Origin of the sequence: Phytobacter sp. V91 (assembly GCF_965644225.1) — a bacterium.
Taxonomy (GTDB): Bacteria; Pseudomonadota; Gammaproteobacteria; order Enterobacterales; family Enterobacteriaceae; genus CBFFRJ01.
This window is the reverse complement of the sequence record NZ_CBFFRJ010000054.1, coordinates 16,725-32,240: the sequence shown is the minus strand read 5'-3', so window position 1 is coordinate 32,240 and position 15,516 is coordinate 16,725. Positions and strand designations below refer to the sequence as shown.

Sequence of the window (15,516 nt, the reverse complement as noted above, 5' to 3'; positions counted from 1 at the left end):
GATTCGCGCGACTGACTTAAAGGTCAAACCTTTCGGAGTCCCCCGGCAAAGCCGGGGGTTTACCGGACTTAATTAATGTGAAAAGGGTGATGGGGTTCAACAATATTTCCGCTGAACCCGCCCAATGTGTATCGTCAGGGGTGGCTGACTGTCACCGCAGTTAAAGCCCATCCCATGTGCTTGTTTATTTCAGCGGGTGGCTCTGGTCAACGCCCTTCTCAATACGATTTCGCCCACTGTTTTTGGCAACATAAAGTGCGCGGTCGGCTTTATCGATAAGTCTTTTGTAATCAGGATGATAATCGAACTCTGCCATCCCAATACTGACGGTGACCTCAAATTGCGCTTCCGGTGAAACCACAATGGTCAACCCGGCAATTTTACGCCTCAGTGCCTCAAGAATAATGCCAGCCTGCGACAGATCAGATTCAACCAACAGCACCATAAACTCTTCACCACCGTAGCGAAAAACATAATCACTGCTGCGGAAATGATCATAAATGGTGGCGGCAATGGTCTTGAGCGTCACATCTCCTGCATTGTGCCCGTAGCGGTCGTTTATTTTCTTAAAATGATCAATATCCAGCATGGCAAGCACAAAGGGCTTCGCCGAATTCAGGGCGAGTGAAATTTCCCGGCGAATAATGGTGGGAATAAAACGGCGATTCATCAGTTGCGTCAGAGAATCTTTGCCATTTTCCAGTTTAACCAGCGCATCGAACATCGCGGCAAGCAGGAGTTGAATTTGCCCGACATACTGCCTGACGCTCTGCAACAAGCGCATTCTCTCGTCCGTTGCAGGCAGGCTCTCTTTCGGCAACGCTGAGGCAATATGATCATCAACCTGTTTTAACAGCCCATCCATTTTTGCCAGCAGTTCCGGATTGCCTAAAAGGTGCTTACCTTTATGGGCAAACCACATCCCAAATTCAGATGTCTCCAGGAAAACAACATCCGCAATGGGCAGGCCGGTGGCGATGTTATAGATGAACTGATTTTCCCAGTGCGTAAGCGAACCTATCTGCCGCTCCCGCTCAACGTTCACATCGTCGTAAATCGACAGCAACCGGTACTGCTCCTGAGCATGCATCGAGCTTTGATAATTCGGCGAGTAAGAGACCGTCATCGCCTCAATCGCGATATCCATCGCCAGGCTGCTAAAACAGAGGATATCGCTCAGCAGGGGTGCCGGGATTGTCTCTTTCGCCTTGAGCAAGCGGTAAAGTTCATCTTTTATCTTACGCGCGCCGCGAGCAACAAGGTCAATCGGCAGACCAATGCGGGCATGCACAATGCCAATTTCACGCTGCTTTGCCAGTAGCTCCGGAACATCCTCAGCGGTGCTTCCCAGTACCGTGCGCAACCAGTTGAACATGCTATGGCTGAGCCGGGTACTGACCTGTTCGGTGCTGAGGAACAGCGCACTTTCTTTGTGCGTTAACATGTAATCATAAAAAAGATTAACCAGATGGTGAATCTCTTCATCACTCAGGGCAGACAAAATCTCATGCACATCCAGCGATGTCTGGCGTAAGAGATCCTGCCATTCCCTGAGAAGCAAAGAATGATTACTTTGTTCAACCTGTTCCATGTCCCGACAACCATTAACGTTATTGATGAATGAGTGGGATAGTCGACGCGACTCCGATTATGGTCAAGTTAAACAGCAGATATTTTGTCTGAAAAATCCCCTTTCAGATTCGCCTTACTCCTGAGCGCTGTCAGATGCGCGAAACCCGCGGATATTCTGCTCCCCCAGCCATATTGCCATCCGCTGAACCCCAGGATCATGAACAAAGGCCACTATCTTTTTCGCAAGGCCTTCGCCAATGCCGGGCAAACGCTGCCAGCCTTTCAGGTCTCGCGCCAGAATCTGTTGCCAGCTTGCATCCCCCGCCGCGTTTAACGCCGATTTTGGTATGGGCATTCCCAGCGCAGTCACCCAACGGATAAAGGGGCGTTTACGTGCAAGTTCAAAACGGTGCCAGAGCTGCCGTCCGCGGGCGAGCGTCATTCCGGATGTCTCCTGGAGCTGTTCCTGAGTTAAATCCAGCCAGGAAAAGATATGCTCAAAGTGCCATGCCTGGTGTAATGCACGCCATCCCGCCTCGCCCAGGCCGTCAATATCCAGCACCTGCCTCGAGCTAAGCCATGTCAGTCGGGCCAGAAACTGTTCCCGACACGCTGATGAGGCATAGAAACAGGTCACTGGCGAAAATATGAGGGCCGGAGGCGAAGGCTTTTCCCGCACCAGATTGCGCCATGCCACACCATCAATACGGGGAATACCCTGGCCTGCCAGACTGACCAACACCTGGTCTCCGGGGGCAATATCCAGCGTCTGCCAGCGCCTGAGCGAGCCAATATTGACGCGCTGGACGCGTTTATCATCCAGCTGAATGGGTTCCAGTTGCGCCACTACGGCAATTTTTCCGCTACGCCCGACGGTGAACTGGATCTGTTTTACCTCTGCTGCCAGCTCAACCGGCGGGTATTTCCAGGCGGCAACCCAGCTCCCTTGCCCCGGAAGCCAGCGCTTCCCTTCGGGTTCGTGGGCGCTACGCACCACCACGCCATCGGTGACAAAAGGCAGAGCCGTGGTAAACCAGCGCTCACGCAGGGCCGCAATATCACTGGCGCTGTTGACCATAATGCTGAAATCTTCAGTCCACTTAAATCCCGCCTGCGACAGCAATCTCCCTTTCGTCGCCAGGTCTGCCGGGCCATCCGGCCAGCTCCAGATAAATACCGACAGCTCATTTAAAAGTGCCGTTTCGCGGCTACGCATCATCGCCCCGGCGACCTTCGCTCTGGCATTCATTCCTCCCATTTGCTTCTGAATATGGCCGGAACGTTGCAGAAAAATCTCGCCCTGTAAGACGCTGTTGGCGAGCAGCCCGGAGACCTTTTGCGGCAGAGAGGGGATAAGCCGCGCTTTTGCCGTCCAGTCTTCGCCCGCGAGCCCATTTCCCCGACTGATGGCGCGTTGCAGTTCCCCCTGGCGATACACCAGCGTCACCGCCACGCCGTCCACTTTTGGCTGCGCCCAGAGTGATGTCTTGCCACGCATCCAGTGTTCCAGCGCCGCTTTATCACGCAGTTTATCAACGCCGGTATGGGCTACCGGGTGTTGTACCGTGCCAGTTGGCAATGCAGGTGCGTTATTTCGTTCATAGCCAAAGCAGCGTCGCCAGTTCTCCAGCCGCAGAGTCAGCGTGTCGTAAATATCGTCGCTCACCGCACTGGCCCCCTGCTGCCAGTAGTCATCATTCCACTGGGTAATCTGTTGCTCTAAACGGCTAATTTCCTGATGTGCCTGCGTCGGCGACCAGGCCGGGCAAGCGGCCAGCCCCCAAAGACTCCATAGCAAAGTGCTGATAACAATGTATGTCCTTATCCTCATCGGCCCGTCTCCTTCTTCTATAAAACGGGTATACCCGCCAGGACGCGGCTTTTGAAACCTCAAAGAGAGGGAGTGCGAGATGGGTTCCTGCCTTTTTTACCCGTTGCAGAAAATTGATGACAAATCAGGGAAAAGGCGCGCAAAAGCGTAATATCAGCAGTAAAAAGTGTGACGAGGGCTACGTCACGTTGCGCCGTTGTGTATAATAGGCACGTATGTAAGTTTCCTTATCATAATTCACATACAAAAGACTCTCATGGCTCAAGGCACGCTTTATATTGTTTCCGCCCCCAGTGGCGCGGGTAAATCAAGCCTCATACAGGCTTTATTAAAAACCCAACCGTTGTACGACACCCAGGTTTCTGTTTCACACACCACGCGCGCGCCGCGTCCGGGTGAGGCGCACGGTGAACACTATTTCTTCGTTAATCACGATGAATTTAAATCGATGATTAATGATGATGCTTTCCTTGAGCATGCCGAGGTATTTGGCAACTATTACGGGACATCCCGCGCCACGATTGAGCAGGTGTTAAAAACGGGCGTGGATGTTTTCCTTGATATCGACTGGCAGGGCGCGCAGCAAATCCGCTCAAGAATGCCGCAGGCGCGCAGCATCTTTATTCTGCCGCCGTCGAAGGTTGAGCTGGACAGACGTCTGCGTGGTCGCGGTCAGGACAGCGAAGAGGTGATAGCAAAGCGTATGGCGCAGGCAGTTGCGGAAATGAGCCATTACGCAGAGTATGATTACCTTATTGTGAATGATGATTTTGATACCGCGCTTGGCGATCTGAAAAACATCATTCGCGCCGAACGCCTGCGCATGAGCCGCCAGAAACAGCGACATGACGCTTTAATCAGCAAACTATTGGCAGACTGACACCAGTTTCAGTATCATGCCCAGTCATTTCTTCACCTGTGGAGCATTTTAATTATGGCACGCGTAACTGTTCAGGACGCTGTTGAGAAAATTGGTAACCGTTTTGACCTGGTACTGGTCGCCGCGCGTCGCGCTCGTCAGATGCAGGTAGGCGGAAAGGATCCGCTGGTACCGGAAGAAAACGATAAAACCACCGTTATCGCCCTGCGCGAAATCGAAGAAGGTCTGATCAACAACCAGATCCTCGACGTCCGTGAGCGCCAGGAACAGCAAGAGCAGGAAGCCGCTGAATTACAAGCTGTTACCGCGATTGCTGAAGGTCGTCGTTAATCAAAAAGCGGGTCCCCCTTGTATCTGTTTGAAAGCCTGAATCAGCTGATTCAAAACTACCTGCCGGAAGACCAGATTAAACGTCTTCGGCAGGCGTACCTCGTCGCTCGTGATGCTCACGAGGGCCAGACACGTTCAAGCGGTGAACCCTATATCACCCATCCGGTAGCGGTGGCCTGTATTCTGGCCGAGATGAAACTCGACCACGAAACCTTAATGGCTGCCCTGCTGCATGACGTGATTGAAGATACCCCTGCCACCTACCAGGATATGGAACAGCTGTTCGGTAAAAGCGTTGCCGAGCTGGTAGAAGGGGTGTCAAAACTTGATAAACTCAAGTTCCGCGATAAGAAAGAGGCCCAGGCCGAAAACTTTCGCAAGATGATTATGGCGATGGTGCAGGATATCCGCGTCATTCTCATCAAACTCGCTGACCGTACTCACAACATGCGCACGTTGGGCTCATTACGCCCGGATAAGCGTCGGCGTATTGCCCGTGAAACCCTCGAAATCTACAGCCCGCTGGCGCACCGTTTAGGTATCCATCACATCAAAACCGAGCTTGAAGAGCTGGGCTTTGAAGCGTTGCACCCAAATCGCTACCGCGTCATTAAAGAGGTGGTCAAAGCCGCACGGGGCAACCGCAAAGAGATGATTCAGAAAATCCTTGCGGAGATTGAAGGGCGTTTACAGGAAGCCGGGATCCCCTGTCGCGTCAGCGGTCGGGAAAAACATCTCTACTCCATCTACTGCAAGATGATGCTCAAAGAGCAGCGTTTCCACTCGATCATGGATATCTACGCGTTTCGCGTTATCGTTCATGACGCCGATACCTGCTACCGCGTACTTGGCCAGATGCACAGCCTCTACAAGCCGCGTCCGGGTCGCGTTAAAGATTACATCGCCATTCCGAAAGCGAACGGCTATCAATCTTTGCACACCTCGATGATTGGCCCGCACGGCGTTCCGGTTGAAGTGCAGATCCGCACCGAAGACATGGACCAGATGGCGGAAATGGGGGTTGCGGCTCACTGGGCTTACAAAGAAGACGGTGGCGAAAGCAGCACCACGGCGCAAATTCGCGCCCAACGCTGGATGCAAAGCCTGCTGGAACTGCAACAGAGCGCAGGCAGCTCCTTTGAATTTATTGAGAGCGTAAAATCTGATCTCTTCCCGGATGAGATTTATGTTTTCACCCCGGAAGGCCGCATTGTCGAACTGCCTGCAGGTGCTACGCCGGTTGACTTCGCTTATGCGGTGCATACCGACATCGGTCACGCCTGCGTGGGCGCCCGCGTTGACCGTCAGCCGTACCCGCTGTCGCAGTCTCTTGCCAGCGGCCAGACGGTAGAAATCATTACCGCACCGGGCGCACGTCCGAATGCGGCCTGGCTCAATTTTGTGGTCAGCTCCAGAGCGCGCGCCAAAATCCGTCAGTTACTGAAAAACCTGAAGCGTGATGACTCCGTCAGCCTTGGCCGCCGTCTGCTCAATCACGCTCTCGGCGGCAGCCGTAAACTGGCCGAGATCCCGCAGGAACATATTCAGCATGAGCTGGACCGCATGAAGCTGGCGTCACTTGACGATCTGCTGGCAGAAATCGGTCTGGGCAATGCGATGAGCGTGGTGGTGGCGAAAAACCTGCAACAGGGTGATGCCACGGTGGCAACGCCGGTAACCACCAGCACCGGCGGCGGCGGCGGACATCTGCCAATCAAAGGCGCCGATGGCGTGCTGATCACCTTCGCCAAATGTTGTCGCCCTATTCCTGGTGACCCGATCGTGGCGCATGTCAGCCCCGGTAAAGGGCTGGTTATCCATCATGAATCCTGCCGTAATATTCGTGGCTATCAGAAAGAGCCAGAGAAATTTATGGCGGTGGAGTGGGACAAAGACACCGCGCAGGAATTTATCACCGAAATCCGGGTGGATATGTTCAACCATCAGGGTGCGCTGGCAAATCTGACGGCAGCCATCAACACCGCGTCATCCAATATTCAAAGCCTGAATACGGAAGAGAAAGACGGTCGCGTTTACAGCGCCTATATCCGTCTGACGTCACGCGATCGCGTACATCTGGCAAACATCATGCGCAAAATCCGTGTTATGCCGGATGTGATTAAAGTCACCCGTAACCGAAACTAGCACGATGAGCCCTGAACGTTACGCGCGAATCCGTGAAATGCTCGCCAGGCGTCAACCGGACCTGACCGTATGTATGGAGCAGGTCCATAAACCCCATAACGTTTCCGCGATTATCCGCACCGCTGACGCCGTGGGCGTCCATGAAGTGCATGCCGTCTGGGCGGGCGCCACGCTGCGTCCCATGGCTTCTGCCGCTGGTAGCAACAGTTGGGTGACGGTGAAAACCCACACCACCATTGGTGATGCGGTTGGCCATCTGAAAAGCAGCGGGATGCAGATCCTCGCGACACACCTTTCCGCCAAAGCCGTTGATTTCCGCGAAATCGACTACACCCGCCCAACCTGCATTTTAATGGGCCAGGAAAAAACCGGGATCACCGGGCAAGCTCTGGCACTCGCCGATCAGGATATTGTTATCCCGATGATCGGTATGGTGCAGTCACTGAACGTCTCCGTCGCCTCGGCTCTTATCCTCTATGAAGCCCAGAAACAGCGCCAGAATGCTGGAATGTACCAGCGTAAAAACTGCATGCTGCCGGACGAAGAGCAGCAGCGCCTGTTGTTTGAAGGCGGCTATCCGGTGCTGGCCAGAGTGGCGAAAAACAAAGGGCTGCCCAGACCTTATATAAATGATCTGGGTGAAGTCGAAGCCGATCCAGCCTGGTGGGCCACTATGCAGGCATCAGCGTAAGATGATAAATGCCAGGCTGCTGGATGCTGTCCCCCTTAACACCCTCACCGGTGTCGGCGCCGCTCAGGCCAGTAAGCTTGCAAAAATAGGCCTGCACACCGTGCAGGATCTGCTGTTACATCTGCCGCTGCGTTACGAAGACCGCACCCAGCTTTACCCCATTGCCGACCTGCTGCCGGGCATATACGCCACGGTGGAAGGCGAAGTGCTGAACTGCAATATCACCTTTGGCGGGCGCCGGATGATGACCTGCCAGATAAGCGATGGTTCCGGCATCCTCACCATGCGTTTCTTCAACTTCAACGCGGCGATGAAAAACAGCCTGGCGACCGGACGTCGCGTACTGGCCTACGGTGAAGCAAAGCGCGGGAAATATGGCGCGGAGATGATCCACCCGGAATACCGCGTACAGGGCGATCTCAGTACGCCAGAATTACAAGAAACCTTAACGCCGGTTTACCCCACCACCGAAGGGGTAAAACAGGCGACGTTGCGCAAACTCACCGATCAGGCGCTGGATTTACTCGATACCTGCGCCATCGCGGAGCTGTTGCCGCCGGAGCTGGCGCAGGGTCTGATGTCCCTGCCAGAAGCCTTGCGCACGCTACATCGCCCGCCGCCGTCTCTCCAGCTTGCCGACCTGGAAACCGGGCAGCATCCGGCACAGCGGCGTTTGATTCTGGAAGAGCTGCTGGCGCATAACCTCAGCATGCTGGCCGTGCGTGCGGGCGCCCAGCGTTATCATGCCAAACCGCTGGGGGCGAAAGACGCCCTTAAAAACAATCTGCTGGCCTCGCTGCCGTTCAAGCCCACCGGGGCACAGGCGCGGGTAGTAGCGGAAATCGAGCGTGATATGGCGCTCGACGTACCGATGATGCGTTTAGTCCAGGGAGATGTCGGCTCGGGTAAAACCCTGGTCGCAGCACTTGCGGCACTGCGCGCGATTGCCAACGGCAATCAGGTGGCGCTGATGGCCCCAACCGAACTGCTGGCTGAACAGCACGCCAACAACTTCCGCAGCTGGTTTGCGCCGCTGGGCGTCGAAGTGGGCTGGCTGGCGGGTAAGCAAAAGGGGAAAGCACGACTGGCGCAGCAGGAGGCGATTGCCAGCGGCCAGGTACAGATGGTGGTGGGTACCCACGCTATCTTCCAGGAACAGGTGCAGTTTAGCGGCCTCGCGCTGGTGATTATCGACGAACAGCACCGTTTTGGCGTCCACCAGCGTCTGGCGCTGCGGGAAAAAGGTCAGCAGCAGGGCTTCCACCCGCACCAGTTAATCATGACCGCCACCCCAATCCCACGTACTCTGGCGATGACCGCTTATGCCGATCTCGATACCTCGGTGATTGATGAGATGCCGCCGGGCAGAACCCCCGTCACCACCGTCGCGATACCGGATACCCGTCGCAGCGACATCATTAACCGCGTGCGCCATGCCTGCACCGAAGAAAGCCGTCAGGCCTACTGGGTCTGTACGCTGATTGAAGAGTCAGAGCTGCTCGAAGCTCAGGCCGCAGAAGCCACATGGGAAGAGCTGAAACTGGCGCTGCCAGAGCTGAATATCGGCCTGGTGCATGGCCGCATGAAGCCGGCAGAAAAACAGGCGGTGATGCAGGCCTTCAAGCAGGGCGACCTGCACCTGTTGATTGCCACCACCGTTATCGAAGTGGGCGTGGATGTGCCCAACGCCAGCCTGATGATTATCGAAAACCCGGAGCGTCTGGGTCTTGCGCAACTGCACCAGCTGCGGGGCCGCGTCGGGCGCGGTGCGGTGGCATCGCACTGCGTGCTGCTCTATAAATCGCCCCTGTCAAAGACCGCGCAAATGCGCCTGCAGGTACTGCGCGACAGCAACGACGGTTTCGTGATTGCGCAAAAAGATCTGGAAATTCGCGGCCCGGGCGAACTGCTCGGTACCCGTCAGACTGGCAATGCGGAGTTCAAAGTGGCGGACCTGCTGCGCGACCAGGGGATGATCCCCGAAGTGCAACGCCTTGCCCGCCATATTCATGAACGCTATCCACAACAGGCGCAGGCCCTGATTGAACGCTGGATGCCGGAAACCGAGCGTTATTCAAACGCCTGATTTTACTTCCTTTAATTTGCTCATCGGCACAGATGCCTTAGAACCCGATTCACCGCCTTCAACATTCTTTATAAAACTAATGTTTATTGATTAGCAACCGTTTGCTTTTACCAAACAGTCCGCTAAAATCTCCGCTTTTCCATCAGGGGATTGTTTGCGATGTCCGTTAACACCATCGAGTCCGAAAATGCGCAAACGGTTGCGCACACCCAACCCAGCGAACTGATCTATCGCCTGGAAGACCGCCCGCCCATGGCGCAGACCATCTTTGCCGCGCTGCAACATCTGCTGGCCATGTTTGTGGGCGTGATTACGCCGGGTCTGTTGATCTGCCAGGCGCTGGGTTTACCGGCTCAGGATACGCAGCACATTATCAGCATGTCGCTGTTCGCCTCCGGCGTGGCATCAATTATCCAGATTAAAGCCTGGGGTCCGGTCGGATCCGGTCTGCTCTCTATACAGGGCACCAGCTTTAACTTTGTTGCGCCGCTGATTATGGGCGGTACAGCCCTGAAAACCGGCGGTGCCGATGTGCCGACAATGATGGCAGCCCTGTTCGGTTCCCTGATGCTGGCAAGCTGCACTGAGATGGTTATCTCCCGTATCCTGCCCTTTGCCCGCCGGGTGATTACGCCGCTGGTTTCAGGCGTGGTGGTGATGATTATCGGCCTGTCGCTGATTCAGGTTGGCCTGACGTCGGTCGGCGGCGGCTTTGGCGCAATGGCGAACAACACCTTCGGTGCGCCGAAAAACCTGCTGCTGGCAGGGATTGTTCTCGCGATAATCATTCTGCTTAACCGTCAGCGTAACCCTTACCTGCGTATCGCCTCTCTGGTGATTGCGATGGCGGTAGGTTATGTGGTGGCAATGATGATGGGTATGCTCCCGGCCTATAATGCGCCGTCCAGCGCCTTTATGATCCCGACTCCGCTGTACTACGGCCTGAGCATCGACTGGAGCCTGCTGCTGCCGCTGATGCTGGTCTTTATGATTACCTCGCTGGAAACCATTGGCGATATTACCGCCACCTCCGACGTCTCCGAACAGCCCGTCTCCGGCCCGCTGTATATGAAACGTCTGAAAGGCGGCGTGCTGGCTAACGGCCTCAACTCCTTTGTTTCCGCCGTGTTCAACACCTTCCCGAACTCCTGTTTTGGTCAGAACAACGGGGTGATTCAGTTGACCGGCGTCGCCAGCCGTTACGTCGGCTTCTTCGTTGCCGTGATGCTGATGGTGATGGGTCTGTTCCCGGCGGTGGCGGCCTTCGTACAACAGTTGCCTGAGCCGGTGCTTGGCGGCGCAACACTTGTGATGTTCGGTACTATTGCCGCCTCCGGCGTGCGTATCGTTTCCCGCGAGCCGCTGAACCGCCGCGCGATCATGATTATCGCCCTGTCGCTGGCCGTTGGCCTGGGCGTTTCCCAGCAACCGCTGATCCTGCAGTTTGCCCCTGACTGGCTGAAAAACCTGCTCTCCTCCGGCATCGCCGCAGGCGGGATCACCGCTATCGTGCTGAACCTGGTTTTCCCGGTCGATAAGAAGTAACACGCCTTGAGGCAACGGGCCTTTCCGTTGCCTCAGTCACCTGTCTGTAACGCTCTTTCACCAATCGAGTCTTGAGGATTGCGCACAAATCGTGCATAACTCCTGTATTGGCATTCGAGGGTGGAAGATCATGAAATTTATTGGAAAGCTGCTTCTTTTCGTCGTTATCGTCCTGCTGGTCGCACTGGTGGCCTGTTATTTGCTGCTGAAAACCCAATGGGGCGCAACGCAGGTCAGTAACTGGGTCAACAAGAACAGCGATTACCACCTCACCTTCGACGCAATAGAAAACAGGCTCTCCTCCCCTTCCCATGTGCTGTTACGCAACGTCAACTTTGGTCGCAAAGGGCAGCCCGCAACCCTGGTGGCAAAAAGCGTCGATATCGGCCTGAGCAGTCGTCAACTCACTGACCCACTGCATACCGACACCATTCTGCTGCGCGACGGTACGCTGAATCTCTCTGCGGCCACCGCCCCTCTGCCTTTCCAGGCCGACCGTCTGCAACTGCACAATATGGCTTTTAACAGCCCGGCGACCGGCTGGGATTTGAGCGCCCAACGCGTCACGGGCGGCGTCAGCCCCTGGCGACCGATTGCCGGGAACGTGCTGGGAGATCAGGCGCAAATCCAGATGAGCGCCGGTTCGATGACCCTCAACGGCGTGCCTGCCAGCAATGTGTTGATTCAGGGCAGTATCGACAAAGACAGCGTCACGCTGACCACCATAGGCGCCGATATGGCCCGTGGTTCGCTCACCGGAAACGCCCGCCGTAATGCCGACGGCGGCTGGGTCGTCGACAACCTGCGCCTGAACGATATTCGCCTGCAAAGCGACAAATCCCTGACCGACTTCTTTGCGCCGCTCACCACTCTGCCGTCGTTGCAAATCGGGCGGCTGGATGTCACCGATGCGCGCCTGCAGGGGCCAGAGTGGGCCGTCACTGACCTTGATCTCAGCCTGCGCAACCTGACGCTCACCAAAGGCGACTGGCACACCGATGACGGCCAGCTGTCGATGAATGCCAACGAGTTTATCTATGGTTCGCTGCATTTCTTCGACCCGATTATGAATGCCGAATTTACGCCGCAGGGCATCGCCGTCCAGCAGTTTACGACGCGCTGGGAAAACGGCATGGTGCGTACTTCCGGTTACTGGGCGCGTAACGGCAAGGCACTGGTACTTAACGATACGGCGATTGTCGGGCTGGAATATACTCTGCCCGCCAACTGGAAACAGCAGTGGATGGACACGCTGCCTTCATGGCTCAACAGTGTGCAGTTGAAAAAACTGAGCGCCAGCCGTAACCTGGTTATCGACATCGACCCCACTTTCCCCTGGCAGCTCACCGCCCTTGATGGCTACGCCAGTAATCTGCTGCTGGCGCAGGATCGCCAGTGGGGTATCTGGAATGGCGATCTGAAACTTAACGCCGCTGCCGCCACCTTTAACCGCGTGGATATGCGCCGCCCGTCGCTCGGCCTCAGCGCCAACAGCAGCGCGGTGAACATTACCGAACTGAGCGCGTTTACCGGCAAAGGGATGCTCGAAGCTACCGCCGTAGTTGGGCAAACGCCGGAGCGTAGCGTGAAAGTCAGTCTTAACGGGCGCGGCGTGCCGCTTAATGTGTTGCAGGAGTGGGGCTGGCCGACATTGCCGATCAATGGCGAAGGTAATATTCAGCTCAGCGCCAGCGGACGCGTGCAGGCCGATGCGCCGCTAAAACCGACGGTGAATGGCGAGTTACAGGCGGTCAACGCGCAACAGCAGCAGGTGAAGCAGAGTATGAAGGACGGCGTGATTGCCGGAGACGCAGCCGTACCACCGGTGCCATCGGATGCGCCTCCACAACCGTCACAAACGGCCCCGGCGCCCTAAATCTGGTTTAGCCGGGCGTACTCGCTGCACAGCAGCCATTTTGCCGCGACATCTTCATCAATAGCCGGGAAACGCCCCCCCGGCTCCAGAAAGTAGTTGTCGTTGGTGTCGTCGTTGACCATTGAGATCTCCCAGCCCAGCACAAAGGATTTCTCCGCCCAAAAACGGTGATACAAACGCGGCGGCAGGCACACTCCCTGCCCCGGTTTAAGCACCAGGGTCTCGCCGGGTCTGAACGTGCGAGCCCGGCCGTCCACACTCACCTCAACCTTACGTTTATTGTCATACAGCGCCTCCGGGGTAGCCCAGGCGAGTTGCATACATAAATCGCCCCCGCCCCGGTTCACAATGTCTTCCATCTTATGGTGGTGAAAATGCCACGGCGTCTGCTGATCCTGTTGAATTTGCAGCATCTTTTCGGCATACGTTTTTGGGTAGTGACCGGAACCTACTTTTCCGTTGCGCAGCGTCAGCAGGGTAAGACCGGTATGGCTAAAATCGCCACTGCCAAAATCGGTAATATCCCAACCTAATGCCAGCTCCAGCACTTCACGCCATTCCCCCAATTCCTGTCGTCGCCAGATATCGGCGGTGAAAAAGGCGAAATCCGGCAGACACAGCCGTAATGTCCCGGCGATGGCGTGCGCTTTATCAATGGTGTAGTTAATCTGTGAGCGTTTCATTCACTTCTCCCGTGCGAATGGCAAGCCACGCGGCACCCCGCATTCCGCTGCTGTCGCCATGCTGCGCTTTAACGATGGGGGTGGAAAAATGGTCGGTAAAGACGTAAGGGGCCACCTCCGGAGTCAGGTTCTCAATCAGCAGGCCGGCATTCGACAACCCGCCGCCGAGCACAATAATGCCGGGGTCGAGGACGTTAACGAGGGTCGCCAGAGTTCGCGCCAGTTGTTGGCGAAAACGCGCCGCCTGTCGGAGAGCAGAAGATTCCCCTTCCTGCGCCAGGGCGACAATAGCGTCACCTGTACATTGGCGCCCGGTAAGCAGGTTGTAGCGTTCGGCGATCCCTGTACCGGAGACAAACGACTCCACGCAATTTTGTTTGCCGCAATAACAGCTAGCAGGCGGGCCATCATCCTGTTCACAGTAACCCGGCAGGCTGATATGTCCGCACTCCGCAGCATTGCCCCAGGCACCAGCAAAAAGCTGCCGCCTGATGGCTATTCCGCCGCCGCATCCAGTGCCGAGGGTTAGCCCCAGCACCACCTCATGATGCTGACCTGCACCATCACAGGCTTCAGATAAAGCAAAACAGTTGCCGTCGTTCGCCATTACCACCCTCTGCCCCAGCAATTGCTGGAGATCCTGCTGTAACGCTTTGCCGTTAATCACCTGGATATTGGCGTTTTTAATTAACCCGCTATGGGGGGAAACGCTCCCAGGCAGGGCAATCCCTGTCATCATCGGCTGCTGAATGTCATGACGAATCTGGTCAATAAAGGCGACCACCGAGGCCACAAACTGACCGTAACTCGATTTTTGCGTGGCGCAACGATAACGCCGTAGCTCTTGCCCGTGGGCGTTCATCACTACCGCCGCCATTTTGCTGCCGCCAATATCCAGTCCCAGATAGTGCATATTCCTGTTCCTTATCGCGAAAAAGGCGGGCGGGCGAGCCCGCCCCGGAGACCTCAGTACAGCGATGCTTTACCTGTCGAACCGAAGAGTTTCATTTTGTGGCGAATAACATCCCGTGCTGCGCTAATCGCATCAGGATAAATAACGTTCGGATCCCACCAGGTTTCTCTGGCAAGGATCTCGCGCACCTTCTGGAAGTAGGCGTATTTCATATCGCTGGAAATGTTGATCTTACCAACGCCGAGGGTCACGGATTCGGCAATCTCCGCATCCGGGTTCGCCGAGCCGCCATGCAGCACCAGCGGAATATCCACCCGCCCGGCAATATCGCGCAGAATGTTCATTTGCAGTTCAGGCTGCATACCTTTTGGGTAGATCCCATGCGCAGTGCCAATCGCTACCGCCAGGGTATCGGCGCCGGTACGGGCAATAAAATCTTCTGCCTGCGCCGGGTCGGTGTAGGTCACTTTCGATACGCCGCCTTCCACGGACGTTCCGGTCTGCCCGATAGTGCCCAATTCCGCTTCCACGGAGACGCCCACGGCATGCGCCAGGCGAACTACCTCTTTGGTCAGCGCGACATTCTCCTCATAGGGCAGCAACGAACCATCAATCATCACCGAGGTGAAACCGCACTGAATCGCCCGCAGCACATGCTCAACCGATGCGCCGTGATCCAGATGCAGGGTAAAGGGCACCGGACTACGCTGGGTAATTTCGCGTACATAGCTGAAGAAAGCATCGCCAACAAAATCATGTTCGCTGGGGTGAATTGAGATAATCGCCGGGGTATGGGTGGCTTCAGCCTCTTCCACTACTGCACGAATAAAGCAGCTATCCGCGACGTTGAACGCACCAATAGCAAAACCGTGCTGACGGGTAGGTTTCAGTAACTCTTTCATTGAAATTAACATGTTAATTCTCCAGTTTCAGGATGTAGCAAGCCCTGCCGGTGCGTCGTTGC

General features: G+C 55.8%; 12 protein-coding genes. 7 read left to right on the top strand and 5 right to left on the bottom strand.

Annotated features, from left to right (window positions below; genetic code table 11):
* Nucleotides 1–184: 184 nt before the first annotated feature.
* A complete protein-coding gene (locus tag ACSZO4_RS12965; RefSeq protein WP_437889386.1) occupies nt 185–1,591 on the bottom strand; it encodes a diguanylate cyclase in 1,407 nt (468 codons plus the stop codon).
* A gap of 114 nt (nt 1,592–1,705) precedes the next feature.
* On the bottom strand, nt 1,706–3,403 hold the full coding sequence (gene ligB / locus ACSZO4_RS12960) for an NAD-dependent DNA ligase LigB (protein ID WP_437889385.1): 1,698 nt from the start codon (nt 3,401–3,403) through the stop codon (nt 1,706–1,708).
* Between the two features lie 256 nt (nt 3,404–3,659).
* Here ligB and gmk point away from each other — a divergent pair, with 256 nt between their 5' ends.
* The 7 genes from gmk to ACSZO4_RS12925 all read left to right on the top strand — a co-directional run bounded on the left by gmk (nt 3,660) and on the right by ACSZO4_RS12925 (nt 12,956).
* On the top strand, nt 3,660–4,283 hold the full coding sequence (gene gmk, locus ACSZO4_RS12955) for a guanylate kinase (RefSeq protein ID WP_437889384.1): 624 nt from the start codon (nt 3,660–3,662) through the stop codon (nt 4,281–4,283).
* A gap of 54 nt (nt 4,284–4,337) precedes the next feature.
* Nucleotides 4,338–4,613 carry a DNA-directed RNA polymerase subunit omega gene (gene rpoZ, locus ACSZO4_RS12950; RefSeq protein WP_000135058.1) on the top strand — a complete coding sequence of 92 codons (276 nt, stop codon included), beginning with the start codon at nt 4,338–4,340 and terminating at the stop codon, nt 4,611–4,613.
* A gap of 18 nt (nt 4,614–4,631) precedes the next feature.
* Nucleotides 4,632–6,758: a bifunctional GTP diphosphokinase/guanosine-3',5'-bis pyrophosphate 3'-pyrophosphohydrolase gene (spoT, locus tag ACSZO4_RS12945; RefSeq protein ID WP_437889383.1), complete on the top strand. Its 2,127-nt coding sequence runs from the start codon at nt 4,632–4,634 to the stop codon at nt 6,756–6,758.
* A gap of 4 nt (nt 6,759–6,762) precedes the next feature.
* A complete protein-coding gene (gene trmH, locus ACSZO4_RS12940) occupies nt 6,763–7,449 on the top strand; it encodes a tRNA (guanosine(18)-2'-O)-methyltransferase TrmH (protein WP_437889382.1) in 687 nt (228 codons plus the stop codon).
* Between the two features lie 4 nt (nt 7,450–7,453).
* On the top strand, nt 7,454–9,535 hold the full coding sequence (recG, locus tag ACSZO4_RS12935; protein WP_437889388.1) for an ATP-dependent DNA helicase RecG: 2,082 nt from the start codon (nt 7,454–7,456) through the stop codon (nt 9,533–9,535).
* A gap of 159 nt (nt 9,536–9,694) precedes the next feature.
* Nucleotides 9,695–11,080, top strand: coding sequence for a nucleobase:cation symporter-2 family protein (locus tag ACSZO4_RS12930; RefSeq protein ID WP_437889381.1), 1,386 nt, complete (start codon nt 9,695–9,697; stop codon nt 11,078–11,080).
* A gap of 130 nt (nt 11,081–11,210) precedes the next feature.
* Nucleotides 11,211–12,956 carry an AsmA family protein gene (locus ACSZO4_RS12925; protein ID WP_437889380.1) on the top strand — a complete coding sequence of 582 codons (1,746 nt, stop codon included), beginning with the start codon at nt 11,211–11,213 and terminating at the stop codon, nt 12,954–12,956.
* Here the strand turns inward: ACSZO4_RS12925 and ACSZO4_RS12920 are convergent.
* The 3 genes from ACSZO4_RS12920 to ACSZO4_RS12910 are packed head-to-tail and all read right to left on the bottom strand — an operon-like array spanning nt 12,953 to nt 15,466.
* Entirely contained in the window at nt 12,953–13,639 is a 687-nt protein-coding gene (locus ACSZO4_RS12920) for a D-lyxose/D-mannose family sugar isomerase (protein ID WP_437889379.1), read from the bottom strand. The two genes, ACSZO4_RS12925 and ACSZO4_RS12920, sit on opposite strands and share 4 nt — an antisense overlap.
* Entirely contained in the window at nt 13,620–14,552 is a 933-nt protein-coding gene (locus ACSZO4_RS12915) for an ROK family protein (RefSeq protein ID WP_437889378.1), read from the bottom strand. The genes ACSZO4_RS12920 and ACSZO4_RS12915 overlap by 20 nt, the downstream gene beginning before the upstream one ends.
* A 53-nt stretch (nt 14,553–14,605) precedes the next feature.
* Nucleotides 14,606–15,466: a ketose-bisphosphate aldolase gene (locus ACSZO4_RS12910; RefSeq protein WP_437889377.1), complete on the bottom strand. Its 861-nt coding sequence runs from the start codon at nt 15,464–15,466 to the stop codon at nt 14,606–14,608.
* Between the last annotated feature and the right edge of the window lie 50 nt (nt 15,467–15,516).